The 22,990-nt window shown below is 54.8% G+C and carries 20 protein-coding genes and 1 pseudogene; 7 read left to right on the top strand and 14 right to left on the bottom strand.

Features of this window, described 5'->3' with window-relative positions:
* Nucleotides 1–362 precede the first annotated feature (362 nt).
* On the top strand, nucleotides 363–995 hold the full coding sequence (locus ACR0IK_RS23870; RefSeq protein WP_480643618.1) for a tyrosine-type recombinase/integrase: 633 nt from the start codon (nucleotides 363–365) through the stop codon (nucleotides 993–995).
* A 273-nt stretch (nucleotides 996–1,268) separates the two neighbouring features.
* Here the strand turns inward: ACR0IK_RS23870 and ACR0IK_RS23865 are convergent, their stop codons facing one another.
* The 6 genes from ACR0IK_RS23865 to ACR0IK_RS23840 form a co-directional block, all read right to left on the bottom strand.
* On the bottom strand, nucleotides 1,269–1,925 hold the full coding sequence (locus ACR0IK_RS23865; protein WP_480643617.1) for a lipid-binding SYLF domain-containing protein: 657 nt from the start codon (nucleotides 1,923–1,925) through the stop codon (nucleotides 1,269–1,271).
* Between the two features lie 218 nt (nucleotides 1,926–2,143).
* Nucleotides 2,144–2,992 (bottom strand): formylglycine-generating enzyme family protein, encoded by an 849-nt coding sequence (locus tag ACR0IK_RS23860; protein WP_480643616.1) that lies wholly within the window; start codon nucleotides 2,990–2,992, stop codon nucleotides 2,144–2,146.
* Nucleotides 2,993–3,112: 120 nt separating this feature from the next.
* On the bottom strand, nucleotides 3,113–4,222 hold the full coding sequence (locus tag ACR0IK_RS23855; RefSeq protein ID WP_480643615.1) for an HlyD family secretion protein: 1,110 nt from the start codon (nucleotides 4,220–4,222) through the stop codon (nucleotides 3,113–3,115).
* A gap of 117 nt (nucleotides 4,223–4,339) precedes the next feature.
* Nucleotides 4,340–5,071: a hypothetical protein gene (locus ACR0IK_RS23850; protein ID WP_480643614.1), complete on the bottom strand. Its 732-nt coding sequence runs from the start codon at nucleotides 5,069–5,071 to the stop codon at nucleotides 4,340–4,342.
* A 109-nt stretch (nucleotides 5,072–5,180) separates the two neighbouring features.
* A complete protein-coding gene (locus ACR0IK_RS23845) occupies nucleotides 5,181–6,848 on the bottom strand; it encodes a sulfatase-like hydrolase/transferase (protein ID WP_480643613.1) in 1,668 nt (555 codons plus the stop codon).
* A gap of 42 nt (nucleotides 6,849–6,890) precedes the next feature.
* Nucleotides 6,891–7,121 (bottom strand): hypothetical protein, encoded by a 231-nt coding sequence (locus ACR0IK_RS23840; protein ID WP_480643612.1) that lies wholly within the window; start codon nucleotides 7,119–7,121, stop codon nucleotides 6,891–6,893.
* Nucleotides 7,122–7,265: 144 nt separating this feature from the next.
* Here ACR0IK_RS23840 and ACR0IK_RS23835 point away from each other — a divergent pair, with 144 nt between their 5' ends.
* Nucleotides 7,266–8,582 carry a tetratricopeptide repeat protein gene (locus ACR0IK_RS23835; RefSeq protein WP_480643611.1) on the top strand — a complete coding sequence of 439 codons (1,317 nt, stop codon included), beginning with the start codon at nucleotides 7,266–7,268 and terminating at the stop codon, nucleotides 8,580–8,582.
* Nucleotides 8,583–8,999: 417 nt separating this feature from the next.
* On the opposite strand, the gene ACR0IK_RS23830 is transcribed toward ACR0IK_RS23835, so the two are convergent.
* On the bottom strand, nucleotides 9,000–10,358 hold the full coding sequence (locus tag ACR0IK_RS23830) for a tetratricopeptide repeat protein (protein WP_480643610.1): 1,359 nt from the start codon (nucleotides 10,356–10,358) through the stop codon (nucleotides 9,000–9,002).
* Between ACR0IK_RS23830 and ACR0IK_RS23825 the strand changes: the two genes are divergently transcribed.
* From ACR0IK_RS23825 to ACR0IK_RS23810, 4 genes are all read left to right on the top strand, one after another.
* Nucleotides 10,345–10,719, top strand: a complete 375-nt coding sequence (locus ACR0IK_RS23825) for a hypothetical protein (RefSeq protein ID WP_480643609.1) — start codon at nucleotides 10,345–10,347, stop codon at nucleotides 10,717–10,719. The genes ACR0IK_RS23830 and ACR0IK_RS23825 overlap by 14 nt on opposite strands.
* A gap of 33 nt (nucleotides 10,720–10,752) precedes the next feature.
* Nucleotides 10,753–12,381, top strand: coding sequence for a sulfatase-like hydrolase/transferase (locus ACR0IK_RS23820; RefSeq protein ID WP_480643608.1), 1,629 nt, complete (start codon nucleotides 10,753–10,755; stop codon nucleotides 12,379–12,381).
* Nucleotides 12,382–12,500: 119 nt separating this feature from the next.
* Nucleotides 12,501–13,196 (top strand): hypothetical protein, encoded by a 696-nt coding sequence (locus tag ACR0IK_RS23815; protein ID WP_480643607.1) that lies wholly within the window; start codon nucleotides 12,501–12,503, stop codon nucleotides 13,194–13,196.
* A gap of 26 nt (nucleotides 13,197–13,222) precedes the next feature.
* Nucleotides 13,223–14,038 (top strand): hypothetical protein, encoded by an 816-nt coding sequence (locus tag ACR0IK_RS23810; protein WP_480643606.1) that lies wholly within the window; start codon nucleotides 13,223–13,225, stop codon nucleotides 14,036–14,038.
* 161 nt (nucleotides 14,039–14,199) lie between these two features.
* Here the strand turns inward: ACR0IK_RS23810 and ACR0IK_RS23805 are convergent, their stop codons facing one another.
* Genes ACR0IK_RS23805 through ACR0IK_RS23780 form a run of 6 tightly spaced genes read right to left on the bottom strand, consistent with a single transcriptional unit; the run spans nucleotide 14,200 to nucleotide 21,358 of the window.
* On the bottom strand, nucleotides 14,200–14,532 hold the full coding sequence (locus ACR0IK_RS23805) for an ion channel (protein ID WP_480643605.1): 333 nt from the start codon (nucleotides 14,530–14,532) through the stop codon (nucleotides 14,200–14,202).
* Nucleotides 14,525–17,671, bottom strand: a complete 3,147-nt coding sequence (locus ACR0IK_RS23800) for an efflux RND transporter permease subunit (protein ID WP_480643603.1) — start codon at nucleotides 17,669–17,671, stop codon at nucleotides 14,525–14,527. Before ACR0IK_RS23800 ends, ACR0IK_RS23805 begins: the two co-directional genes overlap by 8 nt.
* A complete protein-coding gene (locus ACR0IK_RS23795) occupies nucleotides 17,668–19,014 on the bottom strand; it encodes an efflux RND transporter periplasmic adaptor subunit (protein ID WP_480643602.1) in 1,347 nt (448 codons plus the stop codon). The genes ACR0IK_RS23800 and ACR0IK_RS23795 overlap by 4 nt, the downstream gene beginning before the upstream one ends.
* 53 nt (nucleotides 19,015–19,067) lie before the next feature.
* Entirely contained in the window at nucleotides 19,068–19,559 is a 492-nt protein-coding gene (locus ACR0IK_RS23790) for an enoyl-CoA hydratase (RefSeq protein ID WP_372572626.1), read from the bottom strand.
* 24 nt (nucleotides 19,560–19,583) lie between these two features.
* Nucleotides 19,584–20,843, bottom strand: coding sequence for a ferredoxin reductase family protein (locus ACR0IK_RS23785; RefSeq protein WP_480643600.1), 1,260 nt, complete (start codon nucleotides 20,841–20,843; stop codon nucleotides 19,584–19,586).
* A gap of 29 nt (nucleotides 20,844–20,872) precedes the next feature.
* Entirely contained in the window at nucleotides 20,873–21,358 is a 486-nt protein-coding gene (locus ACR0IK_RS23780) for an EF-hand domain-containing protein (RefSeq protein WP_480643598.1), read from the bottom strand.
* 150 nt (nucleotides 21,359–21,508) lie between these two features.
* Here ACR0IK_RS23780 and ACR0IK_RS23775 point away from each other — a divergent pair, with 150 nt between their 5' ends.
* Nucleotides 21,509–21,964 (top strand): MarR family winged helix-turn-helix transcriptional regulator, encoded by a 456-nt coding sequence (locus ACR0IK_RS23775; RefSeq protein WP_480643596.1) that lies wholly within the window; start codon nucleotides 21,509–21,511, stop codon nucleotides 21,962–21,964.
* Nucleotides 21,965–22,350: 386 nt separating this feature from the next.
* On the opposite strand, the pseudogene ACR0IK_RS23770 reads toward ACR0IK_RS23775, so the two are convergent.
* Nucleotides 22,351–22,653: pseudogene (locus ACR0IK_RS23770) on the bottom strand (transposase); the annotation flags it as partial.
* Nucleotides 22,654–22,990: the final 337 nt, after the last annotated feature.

Genomic DNA, 22,990 nt, shown 5'->3' with positions numbered 1-22,990 from the left:
CGTAAGTGTGCCTATCAATGTTGGTGTTCCTGAATTTGCTTCGCCAGGAACGGGCGTTAGGCCCGGGTCTCTTTCATAAAATCTCCATTGCAAGAGGCGACTCGCCTCAAGCGCTCGGGGTATTTAGTCTTCGATTATAGAAACGTCAACCGCCATACCGCAACGTTGCAAGGCAGCGCTAACAAAGCCGACATTCGAGCAGTGTGAAGCATCCGTTGGTGCGGGCTCTGAGCTGCCGGATGCCCATGCAGTGATAGCAAATTTCAGGTCTCTCTGAAACCGGGCCTTCGCTCAAACCATAAAATCGCTCGGTCAGCACGGTGCTGATGACTGGGCGCGGAGGGAGGATCGGAGGGCGAGTTATGCCACGAGTCCAACTTCCCGCAGTCACCCCCAAGCGCAAAACTTGGAACAAAGGACGCATCATCGGTCAGAAGAGGCCCCTCTTGCCGAAACAGGTCTGGGCAATCCGCGCACGGCTCGAACTTACGGGTTATCTGCGCGATCTGGCTTTGTTCAATGTCGCTATCGACAGCAAGCTGCGTGGCTGTGATCTGGTCAAACTGGCGGTTTCAGACCTGGTAAAGGATGACCGCGTGAGAGAACGCGTGTCGGTGATCCAGAGCAAGACCAAGCGACCAGTCCAATTTGAACTGACGGAAAACACGCGCGAAACCGTAATCACCTGGGTTAAATCACCCGAAATGTATGCTTGCCAGTTCATGTTCCCGAGCCGGTTCCATGACCGGCCTCACATCTCAACGCGACAGTATGGACGGCTCGTTCGTGACTGGGTGACTGCGATTGGTCTAGAACCAAGCGGATATGGCACTCATTCGCTCCGCCGGACAAAGGCAGCGGAGATTTATCGAAAGACAGGCAATCTTCGTGCGGTACAACTGCTGCTCGGTCACAGCAAGGTCGATAGTACTGTGCGCTACCTTGGCGTTGAACTCGAAGATGCCCTAAGCATTGCGGAGCGCATCGACATCTGAGCCATCTTGGCGAACGGCCCTGCCGTTCGTCATTCCAAAGCGGGAGTCAGTCCCACATGTGGCGTTGGTCGGGAACGAGCCCAATGGCGGTCATTGTGATCTTATGTTGCGCACGCTCGCAGCGTGATAATCACTGCAACTGCATAGAGATGGTCCCCCCTACACAGCAGGAAGACTGGCCATTGATGCATCACGCAGTGAAGATCGGATCACGGGCAATATCCGCCCCGTTCGTTCAAAACGATGTTGCACCCTGAGTGGCTACAGAGTGGATCACCTTTCGATTTTGCTGATTTTCGTTCCCTGGAGGCTTGTGCCTGCCATGAGACCTTCCTGGCCGAAGACTATAGGAACGATGTCTCCATTCAGATCACTTGTGCCCATCGAAGCCGACCAACCCTGGTCGCCACCAACCAGCGTTGGACCCCTGCCGGCTTCCCAACCATTGTTACTACTAAGATAATCGAGTGCTGAGTCATTCAGGAAAAACATGACGTAGGAGAACTGCTGAACGCCTGCCTGAAACCCATATGATGCGCCCGCAATATTGTAGTATCCGGTCGTACTGCCGTTTTCCCGCAAAGCTCCCTCGCCATATTGACCACCAACCATCAGACCACCCTTGGTAATCTTGGGGAACACCAAGACCGCAACAGCCTTCTCGGACAGCTCTTTGGTCTCAGGTGAGCTTGCGTAGAGCTGCGTAAGGACTTCATTTACGCCATCGTCAATTTGAACTGCTGTCATGCCGTCGGTCGCATCCACAACGGCCTCGCTTGCCGACTCTGCGGTATCTCCGACTTTCTTGGCGACGCCAGAAACGCCCTCTGTGACTTTGTCCAGCAGCTTCTGAGCATTCACGGGTTGCCCCAGTGACAGATGTACAAGCCCAGCTATCGCGATTCCTGTGATTGCTTTCGTAAGTTGCATTTCTTCCTCCCACTTGACTTGCCGGTGCATCACTTGCGCCGCACTAAGAAGCCTTCTTCACAGGTACGTTGACAGCCGTGCTTGGTCGTTACCTGCGCCTTTGCGACCGTTGGGTCCTCAATAAGAATGCCCTGCATTCAAACCTAGTCCGCATGTCGTTCCCTTAAGTCCAGGACGGTAGAACTGCTCCAGTCACGCGACCAGAAAGTGACAGACACTCAGACATTAAACACCATGCGGAAGCCCTGATGTGTGGTGGTGCTATCTCGTGTGTTTCCGGACCGGGCCGCAATTCGATACCGCCAGCAATAGGTCGCGTGGCAAAGGTACGATCCGCCCTTCAACAGTCGAAAGCCTTTCATCCTATCGAGTTTCTTGCGGACGTTTTTCTTCAAAGAGGGAATTCGGTATGGATCAGCAGTCCACTCCCAAACATTCCCAACGACATTATAGAGACCATAGCCGTTTGGCTTGAATGACGAAGCAGGTGCAGTTGCTGCGTAGCCATCCAACTCGATGTTCCGATGCGGGAAAGTGCCTTGCCAGATGTTGCAGGGAAAGAAATCGCGATCATTCGGGTCTTCTTCACCCCAAGGATATCTCACATCCCCCAGCCCGCCGCGCGCCGCGTGTTCCCACTCCGCCTCGGTCGGCAATCGGCCACCTGCCCAAGTTGCGTAAGCCCGCGCATCGTTCCAGGAGACCTGTACGACAGGGTGATCCGGAAACCAGGCGGTCTCAAACGTGCCGGGACCGTTTACGTCAAGCCAGTTGGCGCCTTCAACGCGACGCCACCATTCCGTACCAGCAACGCCGAGAGGGTTAGGGGTATCATCCGGCACATCGAGCCAGAATACGAAGGACCATCCAATTCTTTGGGCATCCGTGACGTATCCCGTTTCATCGACAAAGCTTTTGAACTGCTCATTGGTGACTGTGGTTGCACCAATGCGAAATGGCCTGAGGGGCTTGGACTTGCGCGTCTCTTCACCATCGTTAGGTATCAAAGGCCGTCCGGTTCCGACGATCGGGCTGCCGCCTGGGATCTCTACTGTCCCATCCAGCATCGGTGCTGCGGCACTGGCCCTCAGCGCGAATGCCCCAGCCGTCGCATTGTTTTGAGGTCTCGGCGCACAGCAAGACCTAATCGTTACAGACATCGACATGCCCCATTTGCATCGCTTTGATCATAGGTAATTCAGCTTCTTTGTGATCCAGAACAGGATTTCTGCCAGCGCGGAAATCGCTCCAGCCCCTTCGGTAATCACCAGGGCCGTGCCGGACGCACCAAGCTTTGTCGTCTTGTCACTCAGGTCGCCCGGAATGTCTGCGATCACTATGTATTCAGATGATCCGGCCAGTTCACGGAGGGAGGGGAGGCCGCTCCTTGTATCAAGCGCTCCTTCACTTGTTGCAGGAGGTATGTCTCGGATGGTTGTTTCAAACTCCTGGCCTGGAGCACTGCGCATCGCGATCCGGATCTTGTCACCTGCGGAGACATTACCAAGGCTGCTCAGCGGCAAGGTCGCAATTAGGACGCGATCATCCGGAACGACGAAATTGATCGCGCCTTGAAGTGTTGTAACCCGGTTTCCCGGCCTGAGTGACAGCCCGGTTACCAAGCCATCCGCAGGCGCGCGAATTACCGTCTGTTCAAGTGCCCATTGGGCCTGAGCCAGCATATTCTCCACTTCGACGACGCCCACATCAACGCCGTCCACCTGCGCTGCAATACGCCTCTCAAGACCCGCTTTTCGTGCTTCCGCCGCGCGCAGGTTCGCCTCAAGTTGCTCAATCGTAGAAACGGCCTCCTGCAGTTGGAACTCTGACGATGCACCCCTATCTGCGAGGCGGATGATATCGTCACGCCGCGCGACGCCGAAGGCTAGCTGGGCTTCAAGTGAAGCGATATCTGCCTCGGCTGCGGTCAGGTCATGGCCCAGCTGGTCCGCTTCGGCCTGTGCAGACGAAAGCGCGGCTTCAAGCCTGGCCACCTCTGCAGAATATTCGGTGTTGTCGATCCGAAAGAGGACATCGCCCTTTGTCACTGGTTGATTGGGCTTCACAGCCACTTCTGTCACCGGTCCTGAGACGTTGGGCGCAATATTGATCACCGCGCCTTGAACGGACGCCGTTCCTGTTGGTGTCGTATGATTCAATGCCCCGATGACAACCAACGCGATTATGATGCTTCCACCATAGATGACGGTCTTGGAAACGGCGTTCCAGGGGAGTAGCCGAAGCTTGGAGAAGACGAGCCAGGCAAGCCCAAAATATAGTGCTAAGACAATCAGCATTTATTGTGCCTCATCGGGTATTCGGTATCCAATCAACCCTGTGAGCCGTTGTCGGCGACGGGGTTACTCACATTGATCTATTGGTTGGCGTTGGCTGTTTGTGTTTCTACTGCCGCATCAGAACGAGAACTTGGCGCCTACGATTGGGCCGGAGAACGACAAGTCGCTGACAACATCGGAATTGCCGATGTCCCATGCGAGGTGCCGGTATCCGAAGCTCAAATCCCAATTGTTGATCCGGTAATCAAAGGTCAAACCGGCCTGCCACGTCAGATCACTATCACCGGTTCCGACATCTGCGATGAATGAAAGTCCCCATCTGTCCGCCAAAGGTTGCGTGCCTCTGATGCCCACAATGGCATCAAGGTTTGAAAGCGATCCCGAGATCCTTTGAGACCCGGCTCCAACCGCTAAGTTGGCCGTGGTATCCATATCGAGGAAGCGAAAGCCGCCGAAGCCGACCAGTTGGCCGTCTTGTTCGTATTTAAAGTCGTAACCCACCGAGCCTGTGAATACAAAACCCGACACGTCCGCATCGGCCGTAGCTGGTATACCGGGGCCGACCGCTGAGTTTTGATCGGCACTGAGGTCCAGGTACTGAAAGTCACCCAGAATGGAAATGGGTCCTTTGTTGGCCTCCAATGCCCCCATCAGCCCAAAGTCCAGATTATCCAATATGTCCGAAAAGCTGAGGGTCAGGCTTTGTCCCGTTACCGTTTCTCCCCCTAACTCGGGGGCCCAAAGATAGACGAAGCCCCTGAAATCCCAACTATCCTGATCAGCGGAGGCTGTGTTTCCTACAAAAGCCAATACAGTCGTAAGGGCAGCGGTTGTTTTAAATCTCTTCAAGGTATTGCTCCGTTCCTTAGACATGGCACCATGTGAATTTGATTTGCGAACTCAGGCATTGGCTCGCCGAGATAGCGGCGGCCCAGGTTCTCTGGGCCGCCGTCTGTTGTTACTGATCAGGAGAGTCCTTACGCACGACGAACGCATCAACCGCAGCCTGTGTTTCTGGCCTGATATTTTCTATGCCTGCGTAGGGCATTCCAAACGCGGGTGGTGTGTCCGGATAGTTCTTCTTCCGTGCGTTGTGACGCGCCAGAATACGCACGAATTCCTGACCACCCCATGCGCCGACTTCTGTTGAAACCGAGTATTCCTCGCGTGTGTCGTGGTACAGGTTGAAGAACTTCGCCACAATCGGGTTCTCGCCTGGAGGCGGCAGCTTCAGCTTCAGCTGATCCTTTACAATGGCCTTTGGTTTGTCAGCGGAATAGATGATGACATGGTCACGGCGTCCCTTTTGTTCGTCGTCGAACAGGATTGACGCTGTTTGGTCCACTCCATCTACAAGCCGGTCACGTGGGATATACTGATCAGCCCCCGCGAAGCGCGCCAGCGTTGTATAGATATCAGAGACATGGATGATGCTGTTCAGCATGCTGTCCGCCTCGATCATCCCAGGCCAGCGGATAAAGGCGTCTGTACGTACACCCCCTTCGGTCGTGTCGGACTTGCCACCACGAAAAATCATCGGGGTATAGCCGGATTGCGGGGAATACTTGGTGAAATGGCCATTGTCGCCCATCACCACAACGATGGTGTTGTCAGCGATGCCCAGCTTCTCCATTTCATCAAACATGTCGCCCAGCCAACGGTCGACCAGCTGCATCTTGTCCGCATAAAGGCCTCCATTCGGCGACTGCGGCCCCTCCCGACCGGTTCGCGTGTTGTCGAGCGGCAGCATCGGCCAGTATTGCAGGAAAAACGGCTCTTCCTCGCGTGCAAGGCGCGACAGTTCTTCCATCATTTTGTCCTGGAACGCCTGGTTCATTTCACCATATTTGGCGGCGTTCCATCGCTCCCCTTCTTCCATCCGAATCTCACGGATCGGGCCTCCGGCTTCGCCTTCGATGACGGTCATCATGTGCGATGCGTCGGGTCGAAAGAATGCGTCCAACGTGTATGCAGGCAAGTAGTCATTGTTCGCGACCGACACGCCCTCTTTGATAGCGTCGTCATTGAAGATCGTAAGCTGACCCTGCTGGTGCACCGCCATCTGGGCATAGTCAAAGCCCTGGTTCATGGCCCAGCTCTCAGCAATGTCACCCATGTGCCACTTGCCAACGTGACTGGTTGCATAACCGGCCTGTTTCAGAACTTCCGGCAGGATGACCTCATCACCCGGTAGGCCAAAGCCCGCGATATCAACCGCAGTGTCGCCCATTCCCATACGGACCGGCAGCCGGCCAGTCATCTGTGCAACACGGGTTGGGGTGCAGGACGGCTCGGTGTACATGCGCACCAGACGCATCGCTTCGTCCGAGAAATCGTTTATGTTTGGCGTTTCATATCCACGCAGAGCATTCAATTCTGGGATGCCCATATCTCCAAAGCCCAGGTCATCAATCAGAACACTGATGATATTTGGCGCTTTGCCTCCGTTCGCTTCGCGAAAGCTTTCCAGCGCATCATCAACGGCAGCATCATCCTCAGCCCACTGTACGCTGCGTTGCGATTGCAGGATGTAATACTCAGCGTCATGATTAATCGGCGCTTCCTGTGCCAGCAATGGCTGGGCAGCAAGCACCAGAGGCGCGATTGCCAGTTTCGTCAGTTTCATTTTCACTCCGTTGTTTTTACCTTCAAGTGGTTCAGGGCCGTTTCAGGGCCTCGAATTCACAAAGTGCGTTAGAATTTCGTCTTTGAGGCCTGTGAGACAGTCGTGGACGTGCGAATCTGTCGGGTGCGCTGAAATGGCCAGCGCGTTTATCTCGACAAAGTCGCGGCACATTTCCGCGAAGCCTTCGTCACGAGTGAACAGCGTGCTCACCCGGTCGAAATCACCCGCGAAACATTCGGACAAACCTGCTTCCCAAAGCGCCTCAATGTCCAATGCGGTCCTCCCCTATTCCCGCCTGGGTTTTGACTAACGCTGAATGACAATTAGATATATGATTTCACGGCATGTAACGGTTACAAATGGGAGGTAACCGACCGAAAACACGTTGAATCATGACGATTATGGGGGAGGCGTGTGATGGAAGAAAAAACACCAGAGCTTCCAGAAAAGAACGACATACTGGATGCGCTTGACCGCGTTTTGTCCAGCAAGGAGTTTTCCGGCGCGGACCGCCTGCGCGAATTCCTCAGCTATGTGGTGACCGAGAGCGTTGAGGGGCGGGGAGATAAGATCCTTGGCAAACGGATTGCCCAGGACGTCTATGAGCGACGATCGGAAGAAGATATTGCCACAGCCAACGTTGTGCGCGTCGATGCAGGCCGCCTGAGACGCAGGTTGAGTGCCTACTATACAGAAGAGGGTGCAGCAGATTCGCTGCGCATTGAGATCGCCAAAGGCGGATACTCTCCTCAATTCGAAAGAGTTTCACGAACGACTACGCAGCCACAAGCTACTTTTGCAAAACGCCGCATTGCGCTTGTTGCTGGGGTCGTTGTGGCGGCGCTTCTTGCTCCAGCCGCTGTTTTTCTTGGGACCCGCAACACTGAAACTGACCCCCAGAATCCGGCTGATAGTGTACAACGCCAAAAGGTTGAGCGGGCAGTCTTGTTTGAGATGTCGCCAACGGCCTTACAAGCAAAGAACCTGGCTGAAGAAGCGCAAACGATGCTCTTTCCGGCCACCCAGCCGACGCGGCTGCAGGCCGGACTCACTTTGTTTGAAAGAGCAATAGAACTGAGTCCCGACTACTACGGGGGCTATGCTGGTGCGGCTCAAGCGGCCGCAATGTTCGGCGGGCTTGCACCAGATGGGCCTCAGCGAGAAGAGATGTTGGCGAAAACCCGATACTATGCGGAAGAAGCTTTGCGTCTTGCTCCATCGGAAGCCTGGAGCCAATCGGCCATGGGGCTTCTCCTGATGTTCGAGAGGAGATTTGACGAAGCCAACCGGTATTCCATACGTGCCGTCGAGCTAGACCCAAATGACCTCATAGTTCGTGAGTTTGACGCGATCATCGCCTTTTTTTCCGGAGATTTTGAAAGGGCCGTCGTAAGTGCTGATCCCGCAATTCATGCAGGTCGCGCCGGATCGCGATTTCCATGGCGCAATGTTCTAGGAAATGCGTGTTTCTATTTGGGCCGCTACCAGGATTCCATAGACCACCTTTTGGAGGCGGCGGCTTCCGGCGAGCCAGTGAGCGAGATCAATACGGCTCATCTCATTGCCTCTTTGCAAGCTGCAGGTCGCACCGAGGAAGCCCGAAAATACATGGTCGAATACGAAGAAGCCTGGCCAGACAGCCGGATTGAAGAGTTCATGTACAAGCTCTTCCGTAGGCCAGAAGACGCTGAGAACCTGATGACCCAGCTTCGGCAGGCAGGATGGCAGTCTTAACTTTGTACGACTCGCACTGTTCGGGTCTGCTTCGGTAGAGGCCAGGATCGTACGAGAAAGACAGCTGCCAACCGTGCTTGGTATGGCGAAGGTACAAAACGAGCCCATAAGCGCAAAGACGAATGCCCGTTCTGTCCCGCTCAGCGGAAGTTGCAAAGCTTGCTTGGGAAGATCTGGCTGGATGTTCTCGACGCCTGCATAAGGCATCCCAAATACGAACGAAATCCTAACCACCCCATGCGGCGGCCTCGGTCGAGACCGAATACTCCTCCCTCGTGTTGCGATAAAGAATGTAGAACTTTGCCAAACCCGGATTCGGGTAACACGTCTGTAAGAAGGTCGACTTTTTTCTTGTCCAACCACCGACAATGGCTCGTATTGGAAAGGCACCAGTAGCTGTAACTCGCGCTTAAGTCTCTAGTTTTTTGGTTTCCAATTAGCTTGTCTCATCGCATTACCAAGATCTTCCCCGTATTCCGGATTTGCGAAAAGTCTTTGAAACAGTACATCGACGCGACTGTCGGGCCACTCATGCGAGAGCTTATCCGACAGCGCCTGAGCCTTACTTGTGTTGCCAAGCATCTGATGAGCCGCCATCAGATAAGCAACAGAGACAGGGCCGACGGGGCCGCCTTTCTCAGTCACGTGTTCAAAGGCGGATACAGCGCCTTCGAAATCGTTCATGTGGAACTTTGCAGACCCCATCGCGTTCTGGAATACGTAGCCCCGCTCCAAGTCGATTTTCGAAAGCGCGTTTTCACTGATCGCTACTACTTGTTCAAACGAACCTGAATAGAGCAGTATCAGTGATACGAACTCCAAAACATGTACGTCATTTGGCTCCAAACGCTGCGCTCTTTGGGCAAATTCCATGGCCTCGGGCCAATTCCCTTTGGCAAATTCAACCCACGCTTTGGCAGACTGGCTCCAACCCGATTCCGGAGCCAACTCAATTGCCCTGTTGGCGTGCGCATCTGCGTAACTCAGCATTTCATGAGCCAGATCTGAATTCGTTGAAACGACAGCTATTGTTGCGGCAACCTGTGCAGTACCAGCATGGCCTCCGAAATAGCTTTCGTCGTTATCGATTGCGCCTTCAAATACGGTCAGAGCTGCGTTCAGCCGGGCTGGCTCTAGCGCAGGAAAGATCAGGTCTCGGCCCGAGTTGGCCAAATTTACAGCCTGAAGCCGCATGGGTGATGCGTCAAAAATAGCACTGCGCTCATCACGGCTCAAACCATCGGCCGGTGAATTGATTGGAATCTCACTATTCGTAGAAAATAACAGAACAACAGCCGCAAAGCCGGCTAGTACGACGAGACCCGTAGTCATCAGGAAAGGACGAGGCCAATTGCGCGGCGCGGTGTTCGGCTCAGCCAAAAGCGGCGGAACCGTCTCGGGCGATCTTACAGATATCTCCGGCGCATATCCGCCCTTTGGGAGGTCGAATATCGTGCCCTCGTCACAGCCGTCTTCAGCATAGTATTCGGCAAGCTTGCGACGCAAGCGGCCAGCGTCGACCCGAACGACGTTTTCACGGCGCGACATCTCTGACAGGGTCCCACCATAAACATCCATAGCGATGGTCTTGGCACGAATATCATCTGCACGACCGTTGAGCGATTCTTCGACCACATACACCAGAAAGTCCTGCAATCGCTGCGAACCCGCGAAAGTCGAAGACTTGACAAGCCGCTGAAGTGCCGCCCGCACATCTTTGGCTGCAGGTGACCCGCTTTCATTCAATGCAGTAGATGTGTCTTTGGATAATTCCATATTTTCAGAAAGTTACGCAATTGGTTACACCGTATTATGCCCCGATAAACCTTTTGTGAGAAGTGAATTCGGCGAAAACTCAGGGCGGTCTGCTGATCCATCGAACGAGCCATCGCAATTGGAAGGTTACGTCTTTGATACCCTGTTTCCCGACCACCAATCCGCAATTGCGGACTTACGGCGTGTGGACACGGTATTCGATGAGATCTGCCGCGACTATCAGCTTCTTTGTGACGAGTTTCTATCAATGAGCACAGAGCCGGGAAGCCACTCTTATCAGTTCGCCTGCGATATCCGCGACACCCTCGATGGTCTTCGGGATGAAATCATCCAATCGCTGCGGCGCGCAGGAAAGATGTAATCCATAGGGGAAGGAATACCGATGAGATCATTATTGAAACATGCTTCAGCCATGGTGCTGATGGCTGGCGCGGGTTTTGCCCAGGAGGCGCCCATCATCCATGATGGAGAGTTTGAGTTCCTTCGTGCACAATTTGGCGAGCAATGGGATACGCAGGACACCGAGATCGAGGCGAAACTTGCCGATCTCCGCGACGCCAATGGCGGTCAGCCACCCAATTTTCTATACATATTGATCGACGATGTGAGCTTCGGTCAGATGGGCAACCGGACAATGAACTACGTTACTGGTTTCGATACGCCCAACATCAACGACTTTGCCGCCGAAGGCATGTCTTTGATGAGAATGTACACTGAACCATCTTGCACACCGACACGAACAGCAATGTTGACGGGTCGTCACCCGGTGCGCGCGGGCGTCGATGAAGTTAAGGTTGCCTTGGTTGGTGAAGGTCTTGCAGCCGAAGAAGTCACGATTGCCGAAATCCTGAAAGAAGAAGGATACAACACTGCGCACGTTGGGAAATGGCATCAAGGCGATATTGAGCAGGCCTATCCGCACAACCAAGGGTTTGATTGGGCCGCATTCCCATTGCATCAGCAGGTTCAACTCAGCCTGATGACCCGGGATGCTATGGTTGCCAACAACATGCTTGGCTTCCATCCATCCGGTCAGTCCAACCAATTCCAGCTGGATGAGCGATTCAAGCCTTACGGCCTGGTAACCGGCGTTGAAGGGGAAGCAGGCGGTCTTGCTCGCGAAGTCGACATGGCGCCGGGCGAAGAATGGACACAGGCTAAATACGAAGAAATGAACCTGCGCTATCAGCGTCAGGCACTAGAGCAACTGGATCGCCTTGCCTCGCAGGACGACCCGTTCTTTATGCAATATTGGCCGCTTTATCCGCTGAACTTTGCTTATCCGGATCAGGCCGTATCTCGCAACGGTGGTTTTCATGCAGACAAATTGCAGGTTTTGGACGGTTGGATCGGCGAGGTTCTGGCCAAACTGGATGAAACCGGCAAGGCAGATAATACCGTCGTTATGATCATGGCTGACAATGGTTTGATGTACCACTACGAAGGAACGTCAGGCCTAAATCAGTTGATTTATCGCGGCGGAAAGACACAGCACCTCGAAGGCGGCGTGAGAACCGATGCCTTCATCCGTTGGCCCGGCGCCATCGAGGCGGGCAGTGCTGCAGGCGACATCGTGCATGTATCGGACCTTTTCACTACCTTCGCCCGAATAGCAGGTGCAACAGACCGTATTCCCCGCGACCGTGTCATCGATGGTATCGACCAGACGGCACTATTGCTTGAGGGAGAAGGCAATTCGCGCCGCGACTATGTCTATGTGTATGAAGGGCCAGTTTTGCGCTCGGTCGTGAAGCAAGAGTTCAAGATGCATCTGCCAGCCCCCGGTCAGCCAGGTGCTGCGGCCCCTGTCTTCAATGTCTATCGCGATCCCCGTGAAGAACATCCGCTTGTTGGGTATTCGCTGTGGTCCGGGGCATCTTTCCAGGACATGTTGAAGCGCCACCAGAAGTCCATCGAAAAGCACCCTCACAAACCGCTCGGCAAGGGTGTCCCTTATGAGGGAATTGAAAATCTCAGACCCGAAAGCGAATTGGCCCGAGAAATCTTTTCGAGCTGGCAATGACAAACTCGAGACGGCGGTGCCAAGACGCCGCCGTCTAACTGGTCGCATGAATTTTCCTAAGGTGTACTATGACCCGCATCTCCCTTCATCTAGCAGTCTTAACCTCGGCGTTGCTCGTGATGGCTTCTAACTCCAAAGCCGAAGAAAATGCGTCAAACCCACTAGCTGCCGTGAACAACACGGACATTCGCTATCAGTATTTCGATCTGGAAGGGGGGGCAGACCGTCAGGACATGTTCATTGATGGTGCATACATGCTGCGCCCCGATCTGAAGCTAAAATACGAGCTACATTACAATTCGACGAATGCGACCGGAGAGAGGTTCGATGGGTTCGAAAAGACCAGTTTCAAGCTGATCTACTTCCCTTCACAAAAACCCTTAAATGACACATGGAGCGTCAAATCTGCGCTTGGTTTGGAGTGGATACTTGATTTCGGCGACCCCGATGAAGGTATTGGTACCGGGTCTGATCAAATCGCTCCTTTCGGAGGCTTCGCCTTTGCAAACACAAACACTGGGCTAACACTGATCCCTCTGATTCAGCATTTCGCATCATACAATGGACCGACCGATGTCAACCAAACCGCGATGCGCCTGATTGCACTTCAGCCATTTGGCGAAGGGTATTGGGTCAAAGCAGATATCAAAGCGCCCTATGATTGGGAAAATGACGCCTGGCCCGCGACCGCAGAATTCCAGATCGGAAAGAACCTGAGCCCCGGAGTAGCCCTCTATGCAGATGTGTTGATCGGGATTGGTGCTGATCGCCCCTATGACCAAGGCGCCGGGGTCGGTCTTAGGTTCAATTATTAAGTCGCGATTTCCTATAGGAAGCAGTCATGCCCCATACCGCATTGCGCAGCCCCATGATACTTGCGACAAGCCTTATGGCTCTGCCAGCTTTTGTATCTGCTCAATCACTACCCGCGATTGGTCAAAACGAAACAGGCTGGCGGCATGGAGCCTCATTCTATCTGTTCACACCCCTACGAACCAAGGGTACGTCAACCGTGGCTGGACAATCCGCGGATTTGGATTTGGACCTTGGTGACGTCCTGGATGTACTCGATTTCGCTGCAGCCGGCCGGTACGAGGCATGGAACGGAGATTTTGGGATCATCGTGGATGCAAATTATGTGGGGATCGAACAGGATTCCACTCTGCCTGGCCCTCTGGGTGCCGTGGTTAACGTCGACGTTCGTCAAAAATGGTTTGGTCTGCTTGGGGCTTACCGTATTTCAGATGGTGAATACGGCAGCAGCGGCCAGAGGTATGCAATCGATCTCCAAGGTGGTCTGAGGTACAATTCCATCCGTCAGGAAATCGACATAACCACCCCAGGACCGGGCAACCCACCTACATTGGGCGGAGATCAGGGCTGGATAGAACCAGTCGTCGGCATACGCGGAATGTGGCGGCTAAACCAGAAATGGACTGGGATTGCGTCTCTGGAACTTGGAGGGTTTGGTTCGGGTGGAAATGACCTCCAGGTTGGTGCAAATGTTGGTTTCGACTTTCAGCCCTGGGAGAAAACTGCGCTCACATTCGGGTATCGTTACTTCAGCGTCGACTATAGCAACACTCTGAGTTCCGGTGAATTTGCCTATGATGTCGACCAGCATGGTCCATACATTGGTATCAAGTATTTTTTCTGAACTTAGGGCCAGGAGCATACGGGTGATAGTCGAAGGGCAACTTTGGTCCACGTAGACAACTTTTAAGCTCAAAGAAAATTAGGTTGGTCCCAGCAAGAAAAGCTTGACGTGTTAGTCAGAGCTGCATGACGCGATCCGCTACTTTTTGACGATTTTGGTCCCTATTTCCGCACCTTAAAGTTTCCGACAAAGATGGTGGCGATGGTTGTGATCGTTGCCACGAAAATGCCGATGCCAGCAATGGTGAAGATCATCGTGAAGACCTTGCCGCTCGGTGTGGTTGGGTAAATATCCCCGTAGCCGACAGTGGACATGGTGATTACCGAGAAATATGCGGCGTCCAGTACGCTCCAACCCTCAACAATGATGTAAAATGTGCTGCTTACAACCACCAGCGAGGCGCACATAGCAAGGAGATGGAGGGATCGACCGTCGAAGATTGCCGCCACCAATGCCCGGAACAGGTTGAAATAGTTAAGCAGGAAGTTACCCATTGCGCCAACGACCTAAGTCGATGTGTGAGGAAAATTCGGTTTCTTGCCCGTCCTTCTCTTGTCTGCTTTTTAACCATTTCCGGATGTCGGCAAAATCGAAATAGATGCCGAGAATGCTGGGGAACACAAATATCACTAGCAGCGTTGAGGCCAACAGGCCAAAGGCCACGGCAGCTACAAGCGGGACGAGAACCTGGGCCTGCGGGCTGGTCTCGAACAGCATGGGTAAGAGGCCCGCAAAGGTAGTGGCAAAGGACAGGATGACCGGCCGAAACCGATGCCGCACGGCTTCGACTGCGGCGGTCAGATAGTCGTCCCCTTCGATCTCAGCCTCAAAGAAGGTCAAAAACAGAATGGCATTGTTCACGACAATCCCAGCCAGAGACGCGAAGCCGATAAAGCTGGGCATGGATATATCGAGGCCCATCGCATAATGGCCCAGGATCGTTCCGATCAGCGCGAACGGGATGCTCAGCATCACCATGAAAGGCAGCGTGTAGCTGTGGAACTGGAAGGCAAGGATCAGATAAACACCCACAAGTCCCATGAGCAGGGCACTGGAAATCGAAGATTGTGTTTTTTGCTGCTCCTCTGTCGCGCCACCGATCCCGATGCTTACGTTGGGATATTGCGCTTGCAGCTTTGGACCGATTGCGTCGGTGATCAATGCCGAGAGGGCTGTCGATGTGGTGGCTGATCGGTCAATCTTCCCGATGATGCGGGAGACAGCCTGGCCATTCTTGCGGGTGATCTGCGCATAAGCCCCTGTCAGCTCAATCTCGGCAACAGATGCGAGGGCAACCTGTTGCCCTCCGGCGACTGTGATGGGGAATTGCTCCAGATCCGCCAGCGTTGGTACCGTGTCCCCCAACTCGACGCGCACGCTGATTTCTGAGTTTTGCTGGCGGAAGCTGTCGGTCTCTGTTCCGGAGAAGGCGGCGCGGAGTTGTCCTGCAACCGCTTGTGGGGTCAAACCGCTGACATATCCGAATTCGGTCAGCGAGAGCCGGATTTCCGTGCGACCCTTTGCGAAGTCCTGATATGCCTCGGTTACATCGTCTCGCAGGATTAGTGTTTCCAGCAGGGCATTGCTGGCCGCTTCCAAGGCCTCCAGATCCCGTGAGGTGAGCTCCACATCCAGGTCATCCCCACCCGGGCCCGCTGCGATCTGGGTAAAGTTGATCTGCACGATATCCGGCATCGGGCCGGTTGCCTGTTTCCAATGCGCCAAAACCTCATTGGCGCTGATGTTTCGGAGATCACTTTCCAACAGATCTGCAGTGACTGTCGCAGTGTAGGGCCCGTTATCCTTGACGTCCTGATTGACCGAATACTGAACAAGCACACGCTCAACCAACGGCTGCCCCTCTTTGGTGTTGGGCGTGAGCTCTGCGTCGACCTTTTCGAGGCCCGCCATAATCTGGTCAACGGTGTCGCGGGTTCGCTCAATAGGCAGACCGGAAGACAATGCAAATCGGACCTCAACGGTATCCCCCTCTGTCTCGGGAAACCCGACCACCTTAACCAAACCGGATGCCAGAAACCCGATGCTTAGGATCAGGATCGCGAAGACCGCACCCAAAGTGGCATAACGCCATCGCAGCAAAGCAGCCGCAGTAGGGATGATGACGCTGTCCCTGATATGATCGAGCCATCTTGGCACAGCCCGCTGGGCGTTCTTCTCAGGATCGGTTTGCGTATGGCTCATATGATTGGGCAGGATGAGAAAGGCCTCAACCAAGCTCGTGATCATGGTCAGCAGCAGCACAATCGGGATGACCTGAAGAACCTTGCCGGTCTCTCCGGACAAAAACATCAGGGGCCCAAAAACACAGGCGGTGGTCAGGAACGATGATATGACGCCGGGCATCACTTCCGTCGCGCCTTTGACGGCGGCTTCCTTTGGCCCGAGCTTGCGCCGCCATTTTGCGATGTTGTCGGCAATGACAATGCTGTCATCCATGATCAGGCCAATCGCCATCAGCAATCCGATCAATGAGATGGTATTGATCGTAACCCCAACCAGGCTCATCAGGAAAATACCGCCCAGAAAGGAAAATGGCAGCGAGAAGGAAATCCAGATCGCCTCGGATAGGGAAAAGAACAGGCACATGACCAGAACCACCAACAAGAGGCTTTGAACCGCATTGCTGAGAACGAGGTTGATCCGGGTTTCCACGGTTTCGGTCAGATTGTTCACAACAGAGATGCGAAACGGATCTGGAAACCGTGCTTCTTCTATGGCGATCCGTTCTGCGACCTGTGCAAAGGCTTTGATGGCATCGTCGGTCTTGGTTTTGCTGACCTGGATGATCGCGGCACGATCTCCGTCGATGTAGGATTGCAGTTCAGGCGCCACCTCTGTCAGGCGCACCTGGGCCACGTCCAGCAAGCGCACCACGCCCCCATCCGGGTTTTCCAGCAGGATGAGGTTTTCCAGATCATCAATCGAGCGGCGCGCATCGAAGTAGCGCAATGTCACATCACGCCCGGTGGTGGAGACGGTGCCAAGCGGGGCGCGCAGGCTCCGTGCCTCAACCGAATCCGCAACGTCCTTGGGGCTGATTCCGAAGCGGCGCAGGGCAAGCTGGTCGAAGGAAATCAGATATTCCGCGTCCGAGATACCGGTGACTTCGGCAGTTGCGATCATGGGCAGGGCCGCAAGATCATCCGCAAAGGCATCCGCGTATCGGATCAACGCGCTTTGCGTGTCGATCCCCGAGACGGCGATGGACGCAATGACCTCTGTTTGTCCAAGGATCGAAACAGAGGGAAGTTCCGCCTCATCGGGCAGGTCATTGATGCTGGATACTTCAGAAGAAATGTCGTTGTAGAACTGACCAATGTCGCCGCTTTCTGCCATCGTCAGCGTCGCGGTTGCCAAGTTTTCCACGGACAGGCATTCAAAGTCTTCCAGATCGTTCACTGCACCGAGGGCATCATCGAGGACAAGGCAAACCTGTTCATCCACATCGCTGGCCGAGGCACCGGGATATTCGACGGAGACAGCGACTTCGCTCGCCGTGAACTCGGGAAAGCTTTCACGCTCCATCTGCAGCAGGGATGAGATGCCGACAAAGCAAACCGCCAGCAAAACCAGGTTTGCGGCAATCAGGTGATGCGCAAAGTATCGGATCATGAGCCCTGACCTGTCCCGGTGTCCAGTGGCTCAAGGAGCATCCCAAGAACGGCGGGCCTTGGTTCGGAGAGAACGACCTGATCACCGGGCATTAGCCCGGAAAGAATGACCACAAAGCCATCCTGTACGGAGCCAGTCTCGACAGGGCGTCGCTCAAGCCGCGATTGGTCATCAATGGTGTAGACAAAGCTTCCATCGCTGTTGTTGTGAATGGCCGATCGGGGCAGGCGCAGCGCGGTGACGGGTTCCGGCGCTGATAAGCGCACCTCTACAAACATGCCATTGGTCAATGGCGGGCCGCGCCGGTCCGGATTGGGCCCACCGGGTTTCTCGATCCGGACCACCAGCCCAACAGTCCCGGTGGTTGGATCTGCGCTGCCGTCAAAACGGACAAGCTCAGCGGGCCAGACATAGTTTTCGCCACCTGTCGACATCACCACCTCTGCCCGTAAGTCAAACCTTTTGAGTAGGGCGAAGGCATCGGCCAGATCAAGGTCGGGAATCGCCTCCAAAGGGCGGATGCCATCCAGAACGGTAAACAGGTTGCCCAGTACCCGGGTCCGGAACTCTGCTGTGACCTCCGAGGCTTCGGTGCTTTCGAGTGTGGCAAGGGTGTCACCGACGCGGATAAACTGCCCCGGTGACACCGATTTGGCGACCACCCGTCCTACGAGGGGAGTGTTGACGGAGGTGTTCGCCAATGCGCGCTGTGCTTCTTCAATCTCCACAATACGCGTATTGATTGTTGCTTCGAGGGAGGCGCGTTGTGCTGGCAACAGCCGTAAAGCGTTTTCGAGATTCAGGACCAGCTTTTCCTGCGACAGCAAATCCCGGATGGCTGTGTCTACAACGGCCTGCGATGCGCTTCCCCGTTCCAACAAGGTTTCCTGCCGTTCCAGTTCGGCCTGCCGTACGTCTTTGATCCGACTTTCGAGCGCGATCGAGGCTTTGGTGTTGGCATCCGTCGCCTCCAGCTCATCCAATGCCGCCTGCGCGGTGTCTCGCGCCGCGCTCGCACGGGACAGATCAATCTCGTAGTCGCGCGGGTCAATGCGAATGATCTCCGTGCCCACCGGCAAAACGCTGCCCACCGTCAGATTGTCGTCAACAAAAACCGCCCGCCCCTGTACCTGCGAGATGGCCTGCCAGGTGTCTTCGGCGACAACCCGGCCATACCCGGACGCAGAAGGCACGGCTTCGGTGGGTGTCAGTCTCATGGCGCGCACGACGGTCACAGTTTCCGTCGGAGGTGTCTGGGCCGTTTCGTCTGGACGGGTCATCCACATGAAGCCACCCACGCCAAGCGCGATTGGAGGCAGGAAAAGCAAGGGACGAAGATTCATTGCAGACCATTCCTCATGTCAGACGTGTCGGTGCAGGGTGATTGACTGCGGCCTCAAGCAACCCCGGCGGATTGGGCGCGTTCAGCTTTCGAGATCCGCGGCTTAAAGGCCCCCATGAGCATTTCCGTGATCAGCGGGATCACGTTGGACATCCCGACCAGTTTTTCTCTGTTTTCCAGCGTGATGAAGGCCTCGCTGAGCGCGCCTTCCGGGATTGACGCCTGCGCCAGGTCCAGAAGCTGGGGCATCATCGGCACCAGGAACACAAAAGCGTTGATGGTCAGGAAAGCCGTCATCGCCAGCTTGATCCGCATCCACCAGGCGCGTTCGTTGAACCCAAAGAAGAGGATCAGGTCGATCAGGATCTTCAGACCCAGACCCGGCAGGATCAGGATATAGGCACTCTGCAGCTTGTAATCATAGATGAGCGCAGCCGTTTCGGGCGTCGGGTGTGCGTTGATCGCGCCGATGACAATGTGAGACAGGATACCGCCCACATACATGATGGTGCCGATCTCGGCGATGAAGGAGAGAAGCTTTTTCATGATCGGTCTGCCTGAAGCTGTGCGTTAACGGAACTCAAACGCCTCGGTGTGGATTTTGTGGCGTGGCACGCCTTCCGCTTTGAGGTCCTTCATGATCCCGTCGACCATGGGTTTGGGGCCGCACATGAAGTATTCATAGCTGTCCAGTGGATCGGGCAGTTTCTGCTTCATCATATCGACGCGGGCAAAATTGCCCTCATCCGAGAAGAGCGGCACCAGAGTGACGTTGCTCAATCGCCCGGCGTGGTCCTTGAGCTCATCAAGGAAAATGGCTTCCTGTGCTTCGCGCGCGGCATAAACGAGATGAATCTGACGTTTGTCATCGGGCTCCATCGCCCGAATCTTTGACAGGAACGGTGTCAGGCCGATGCCACCTGCCAACCAGATCTGTTTGTCACCCGCATTGGCCGCATCAAATCGGCCATATGGTCCGCGCACCATTACATCCACACCAGGTTGCAACTCTTCGCGGACCTTCCTGGTCCAGTCTCCCAGCACCTTCATGGTAAAGCGCAAGCGGTCGTCGCCGGGCGCGCTGGAAATTGTAAAGGGATGGGGTTCGCTCCAGCCTTTGCCGGCGATTTCAACAAAGGCGAACTGGCCCGGTTTGAACTCCAGAGACTGACCGGCTGGCTTCAACACAACCTCAGTTGCCCGTTCCAGTGGGTTCACCGCCTCGATGTTGAAGGGAACAGCCGTGCGCCGGTTCATGCCAAACACCGAGTAAAGCATTGAGAGAATGCCCACGATCCCGGCCGCCATAAGCATAAGGCCAGAGGGGCTGAATTGAGCGACAAAGACGGGCGGCGCCGTGAAGAAGTGACCAAACACGAGAATATAGACCAGTCCCATGATCTTGTGCGTGGGCCGCCAGAAGGAATAGCGGATCTTGCGGTTCAGCGCGATGAAGAGCCCGATCACCAGAAAGATCAGGCTCAACATGCCCAGTGGGGCCGATGGAACCAGAACGTTCATGGCCGGATCAGCGCCCTCCGGCAGAGCTTTTGGGACGCCGAAGAAATGCACCAGCGCAAACAAGGCGGCCAAAACGCCGACAATGCGATGCACCTGATACATCCGGTCCAACCCGCCAAACCAGTCCTCGAACATGGGCGCGCGCGTGGACAGGAGGATCGAGCAAGTCATCAACAGAAAGGCGATCCCGCCCAGCAGCGTTGTCCCTGTTGTCCTAGAACTGTGGCCCTCGGGCGCAAAGCCCAGATGCAGGACCGCAAACAGCGCAATCAGGCCAATGATCGCAAAAATACCGTGCCGCTTGAGCATGTTACCAACTCCCCTAACGGTTCAACTCATCAAAGGTCGGGATCAAGGGCGGCGCGCAGGGCCACCATCACAGGAAACCCGTCAAGGAACTCTCGCTCTGTCAGGATGGCGTCACCGTTCAGGTCTGCGCGCTGGAAATCAAAATTCATCGACTGGCGATGTTCTGTCTTGCTGATCTCGCCATTTCCGTCCCGGTCGCGGAAGGCAAAGACAATCCTCAGAGCTGTCTCATAGGCATCCACCCGATCGCGGTCTTCGGCAACAGATGCCATGCCGTAGTCCCAGGCCAGATACTCTTCGAGAGAAATCTTGCCGCTGTCATCACTGTCCATCGAGACAAACACATCCGACCCGAAGTTGGTGAACTCGCCCATGTCGATGAACCCGCGATCTGCGCTGTCGACAGAGGCGAAAGCAAGTTCCGCAAGCCTGCGGCCTTCATTCTCGTCTGCCGCGACGATCATTGGAGTGGCAAAGAACATGCAAAGTGACAGGGTGGCCAGTTTTCTGGTCATGGCGAATGCCTTTCGAAAAGTTCGACTCAAAGGTATGCTTGACTTGTAATCGCAATACTTGCAAATACAAGAATTGTAAATGCAAAACATATGCAACACTTGTACGCTGCAAGCTTCGGGGTTATTGCCATGATCAGGGGTGCATTCCTGATGACGCAGATCAAAAGTACAAAGCACATTCGGGAAGGGAGTTTCGGCTTCCTGATCCAAACGCTTGCGCGCGACATAGATACGAAAATGAAGCTTGCGCTGCAGGAGGTCGACGTTGACATCAAAATCTTCGCCAACCTGATGTTGTTGGCAGATGAAGACGGCATCAATCAGCGATCACTCGGTCAGAAGCTGAATTTCCCTGAGTACTTTACCAGCCGAAATGTGGACGCGCTGGTCGAAGCAGGGTTTGCAGAGCGTCGCCCTGACCCCAGCAGCCGACGATCGTTTCTGATCTATCTTACGGAAGCCGGTCGCAAGAAAGCATCGGAACTGCCCCGGATCGTGAAGCAGGTGAATGACGATGTTCTCGCAGACCTGTCGGCAGATGAACGCAAGCAGGTGATAAATCTTCTACAGAAAACGGCCGGGATTGTCTCCAAGGAAGCTAGTTGAATTTATTGGCTGTCGTTCGTCGCACTATTTCTGGCGTTCACGATTAGGGTCAGGACTTCGGTAACAGGGTCGTACCAGTCAACCTGTTTTGCGCAGAATACTTGACCCGCCAAGGCGGCGTAGCCTTTCCTTGTTCGTGTCCGCCCTGCTTTCCGTCACGGCCTGCGACTGAGATCTTTTGGACACATGCTTCGGTTCGTGGTCAGCGCGGTGACTGCCAACACGATGTTGGTTCGATTTAGTTACTATGTGCTCTTCTTATGGGCGTGCTTGACAGAAGTCCGCGACTGTCCTGGCCACGTCCCTGCGGGGCCTCAATGGCCTGCGATCAGGCAGGCGAACGGTGGATTAGTAAGCAATCAAGTCGCGCTCGGCGCCGCGTCGGGCTAGAATTCGGTACCATCGACCCAAATCCGATGCAGGATGAGAGCAATGCGTCGAGCGAGGGCGACTATCGCTATTTTTCGACCTGGACGTTGGGCGAGTTGGGCACCCCATGTTCGCAGCTGTGTTGAGCGTCCGCGGTTTATCACGACAGTTGCAGCCTGACATAGCACCCGCCTCAGATTGACAACCCCGGCCTTGGCAATGCCGCTTGAGACATCGCGCTCACCGGATGGTTTGCGCGAAGGGGTCAGACCAACCCAGGGGCCAACTCTCTTCGAAGATCAAAAGCGCGCCGGATTGTCCCGCGTCTGGATTGTTGAATAAAGCTGCGGCGAAAGCTCGGTTTCGGTTTGGGTCAAATCTCAACCAACAAACGTCCGGTCTGGCGACATCAGTTGAACTGCAGCGTAAATGGTGCCGCATCTGCGAGCAAATGCTGCGTCAGCAACGGCTAGAGGCGCACAAGGCGGCTTTGTCCCGCACTCCGGACGTTGCTGTCGTCTGAGCTGGCTCAATGTCCCACTGAAACCGTCAGATGACCGCTGTGAGCCCATTCCGGATGAGGTGGGTGGCTCCTGCTCCACCGGCATCGAATGTGCCAAAGTGCAGTTGTCATCGACTGCTAGGAAAGGAGCCACC

It is taken from the genome of Ruegeria sp. BF7, from assembly GCF_056538605.1.
This window is presented reverse-complemented; position numbering and strand designations above follow the sequence as displayed.

Bases quoted from the DNA above. Each gene is read 5' to 3' on its own strand.
- ACR0IK_RS23790 (WP_372572626.1), bottom strand. From the start codon at position 19,559: ATGAAAAAGCTTCTCTCCTTCATCGCCGAGATCGGCACCATCATGTAT.
- ACR0IK_RS23785 (WP_480643600.1), bottom strand. From the start codon at position 20,843: ATGCTCAAGCGGCACGGTATTTTTGCGATCATTGGCCTGATTGCGCTG.
- ACR0IK_RS23800 (WP_480643603.1), bottom strand. From the start codon at position 17,671: ATGATCCGATACTTTGCGCATCACCTGATTGCCGCAAACCTGGTTTTG.
- ACR0IK_RS23845 (WP_480643613.1), bottom strand. From the start codon at position 6,848: ATGAAACTGACGAAACTGGCAATCGCGCCTCTGGTGCTTGCTGCCCAG.
- ACR0IK_RS23855 (WP_480643615.1), bottom strand. From the start codon at position 4,222: ATGCTGATTGTCTTAGCACTATATTTTGGGCTTGCCTGGCTCGTCTTC.
- ACR0IK_RS23870 (WP_480643618.1), top strand. From the start codon at position 363: ATGCCACGAGTCCAACTTCCCGCAGTCACCCCCAAGCGCAAAACTTGG.
- ACR0IK_RS23780 (WP_480643598.1), bottom strand. From the start codon at position 21,358: ATGACCAGAAAACTGGCCACCCTGTCACTTTGCATGTTCTTTGCCACT.
- ACR0IK_RS23805 (WP_480643605.1), bottom strand. From the start codon at position 14,532: ATGGGTAACTTCCTGCTTAACTATTTCAACCTGTTCCGGGCATTGGTG.
- ACR0IK_RS23775 (WP_480643596.1), top strand. From the start codon at position 21,509: ATGACGCAGATCAAAAGTACAAAGCACATTCGGGAAGGGAGTTTCGGC.
- ACR0IK_RS23795 (WP_480643602.1), bottom strand. From the start codon at position 19,014: ATGAATCTTCGTCCCTTGCTTTTCCTGCCTCCAATCGCGCTTGGCGTG.
- ACR0IK_RS23830 (WP_480643610.1), bottom strand. From the start codon at position 10,358: ATGGAATTATCCAAAGACACATCTACTGCATTGAATGAAAGCGGGTCA.
- ACR0IK_RS23815 (WP_480643607.1), top strand. From the start codon at position 12,501: ATGGCTTCTAACTCCAAAGCCGAAGAAAATGCGTCAAACCCACTAGCT.
- ACR0IK_RS23810 (WP_480643606.1), top strand. From the start codon at position 13,223: ATGCCCCATACCGCATTGCGCAGCCCCATGATACTTGCGACAAGCCTT.
- ACR0IK_RS23865 (WP_480643617.1), bottom strand. From the start codon at position 1,925: ATGCAACTTACGAAAGCAATCACAGGAATCGCGATAGCTGGGCTTGTA.
- ACR0IK_RS23835 (WP_480643611.1), top strand. From the start codon at position 7,266: ATGGAAGAAAAAACACCAGAGCTTCCAGAAAAGAACGACATACTGGAT.
- ACR0IK_RS23860 (WP_480643616.1), bottom strand. From the start codon at position 2,992: ATGCTGGATGGGACAGTAGAGATCCCAGGCGGCAGCCCGATCGTCGGA.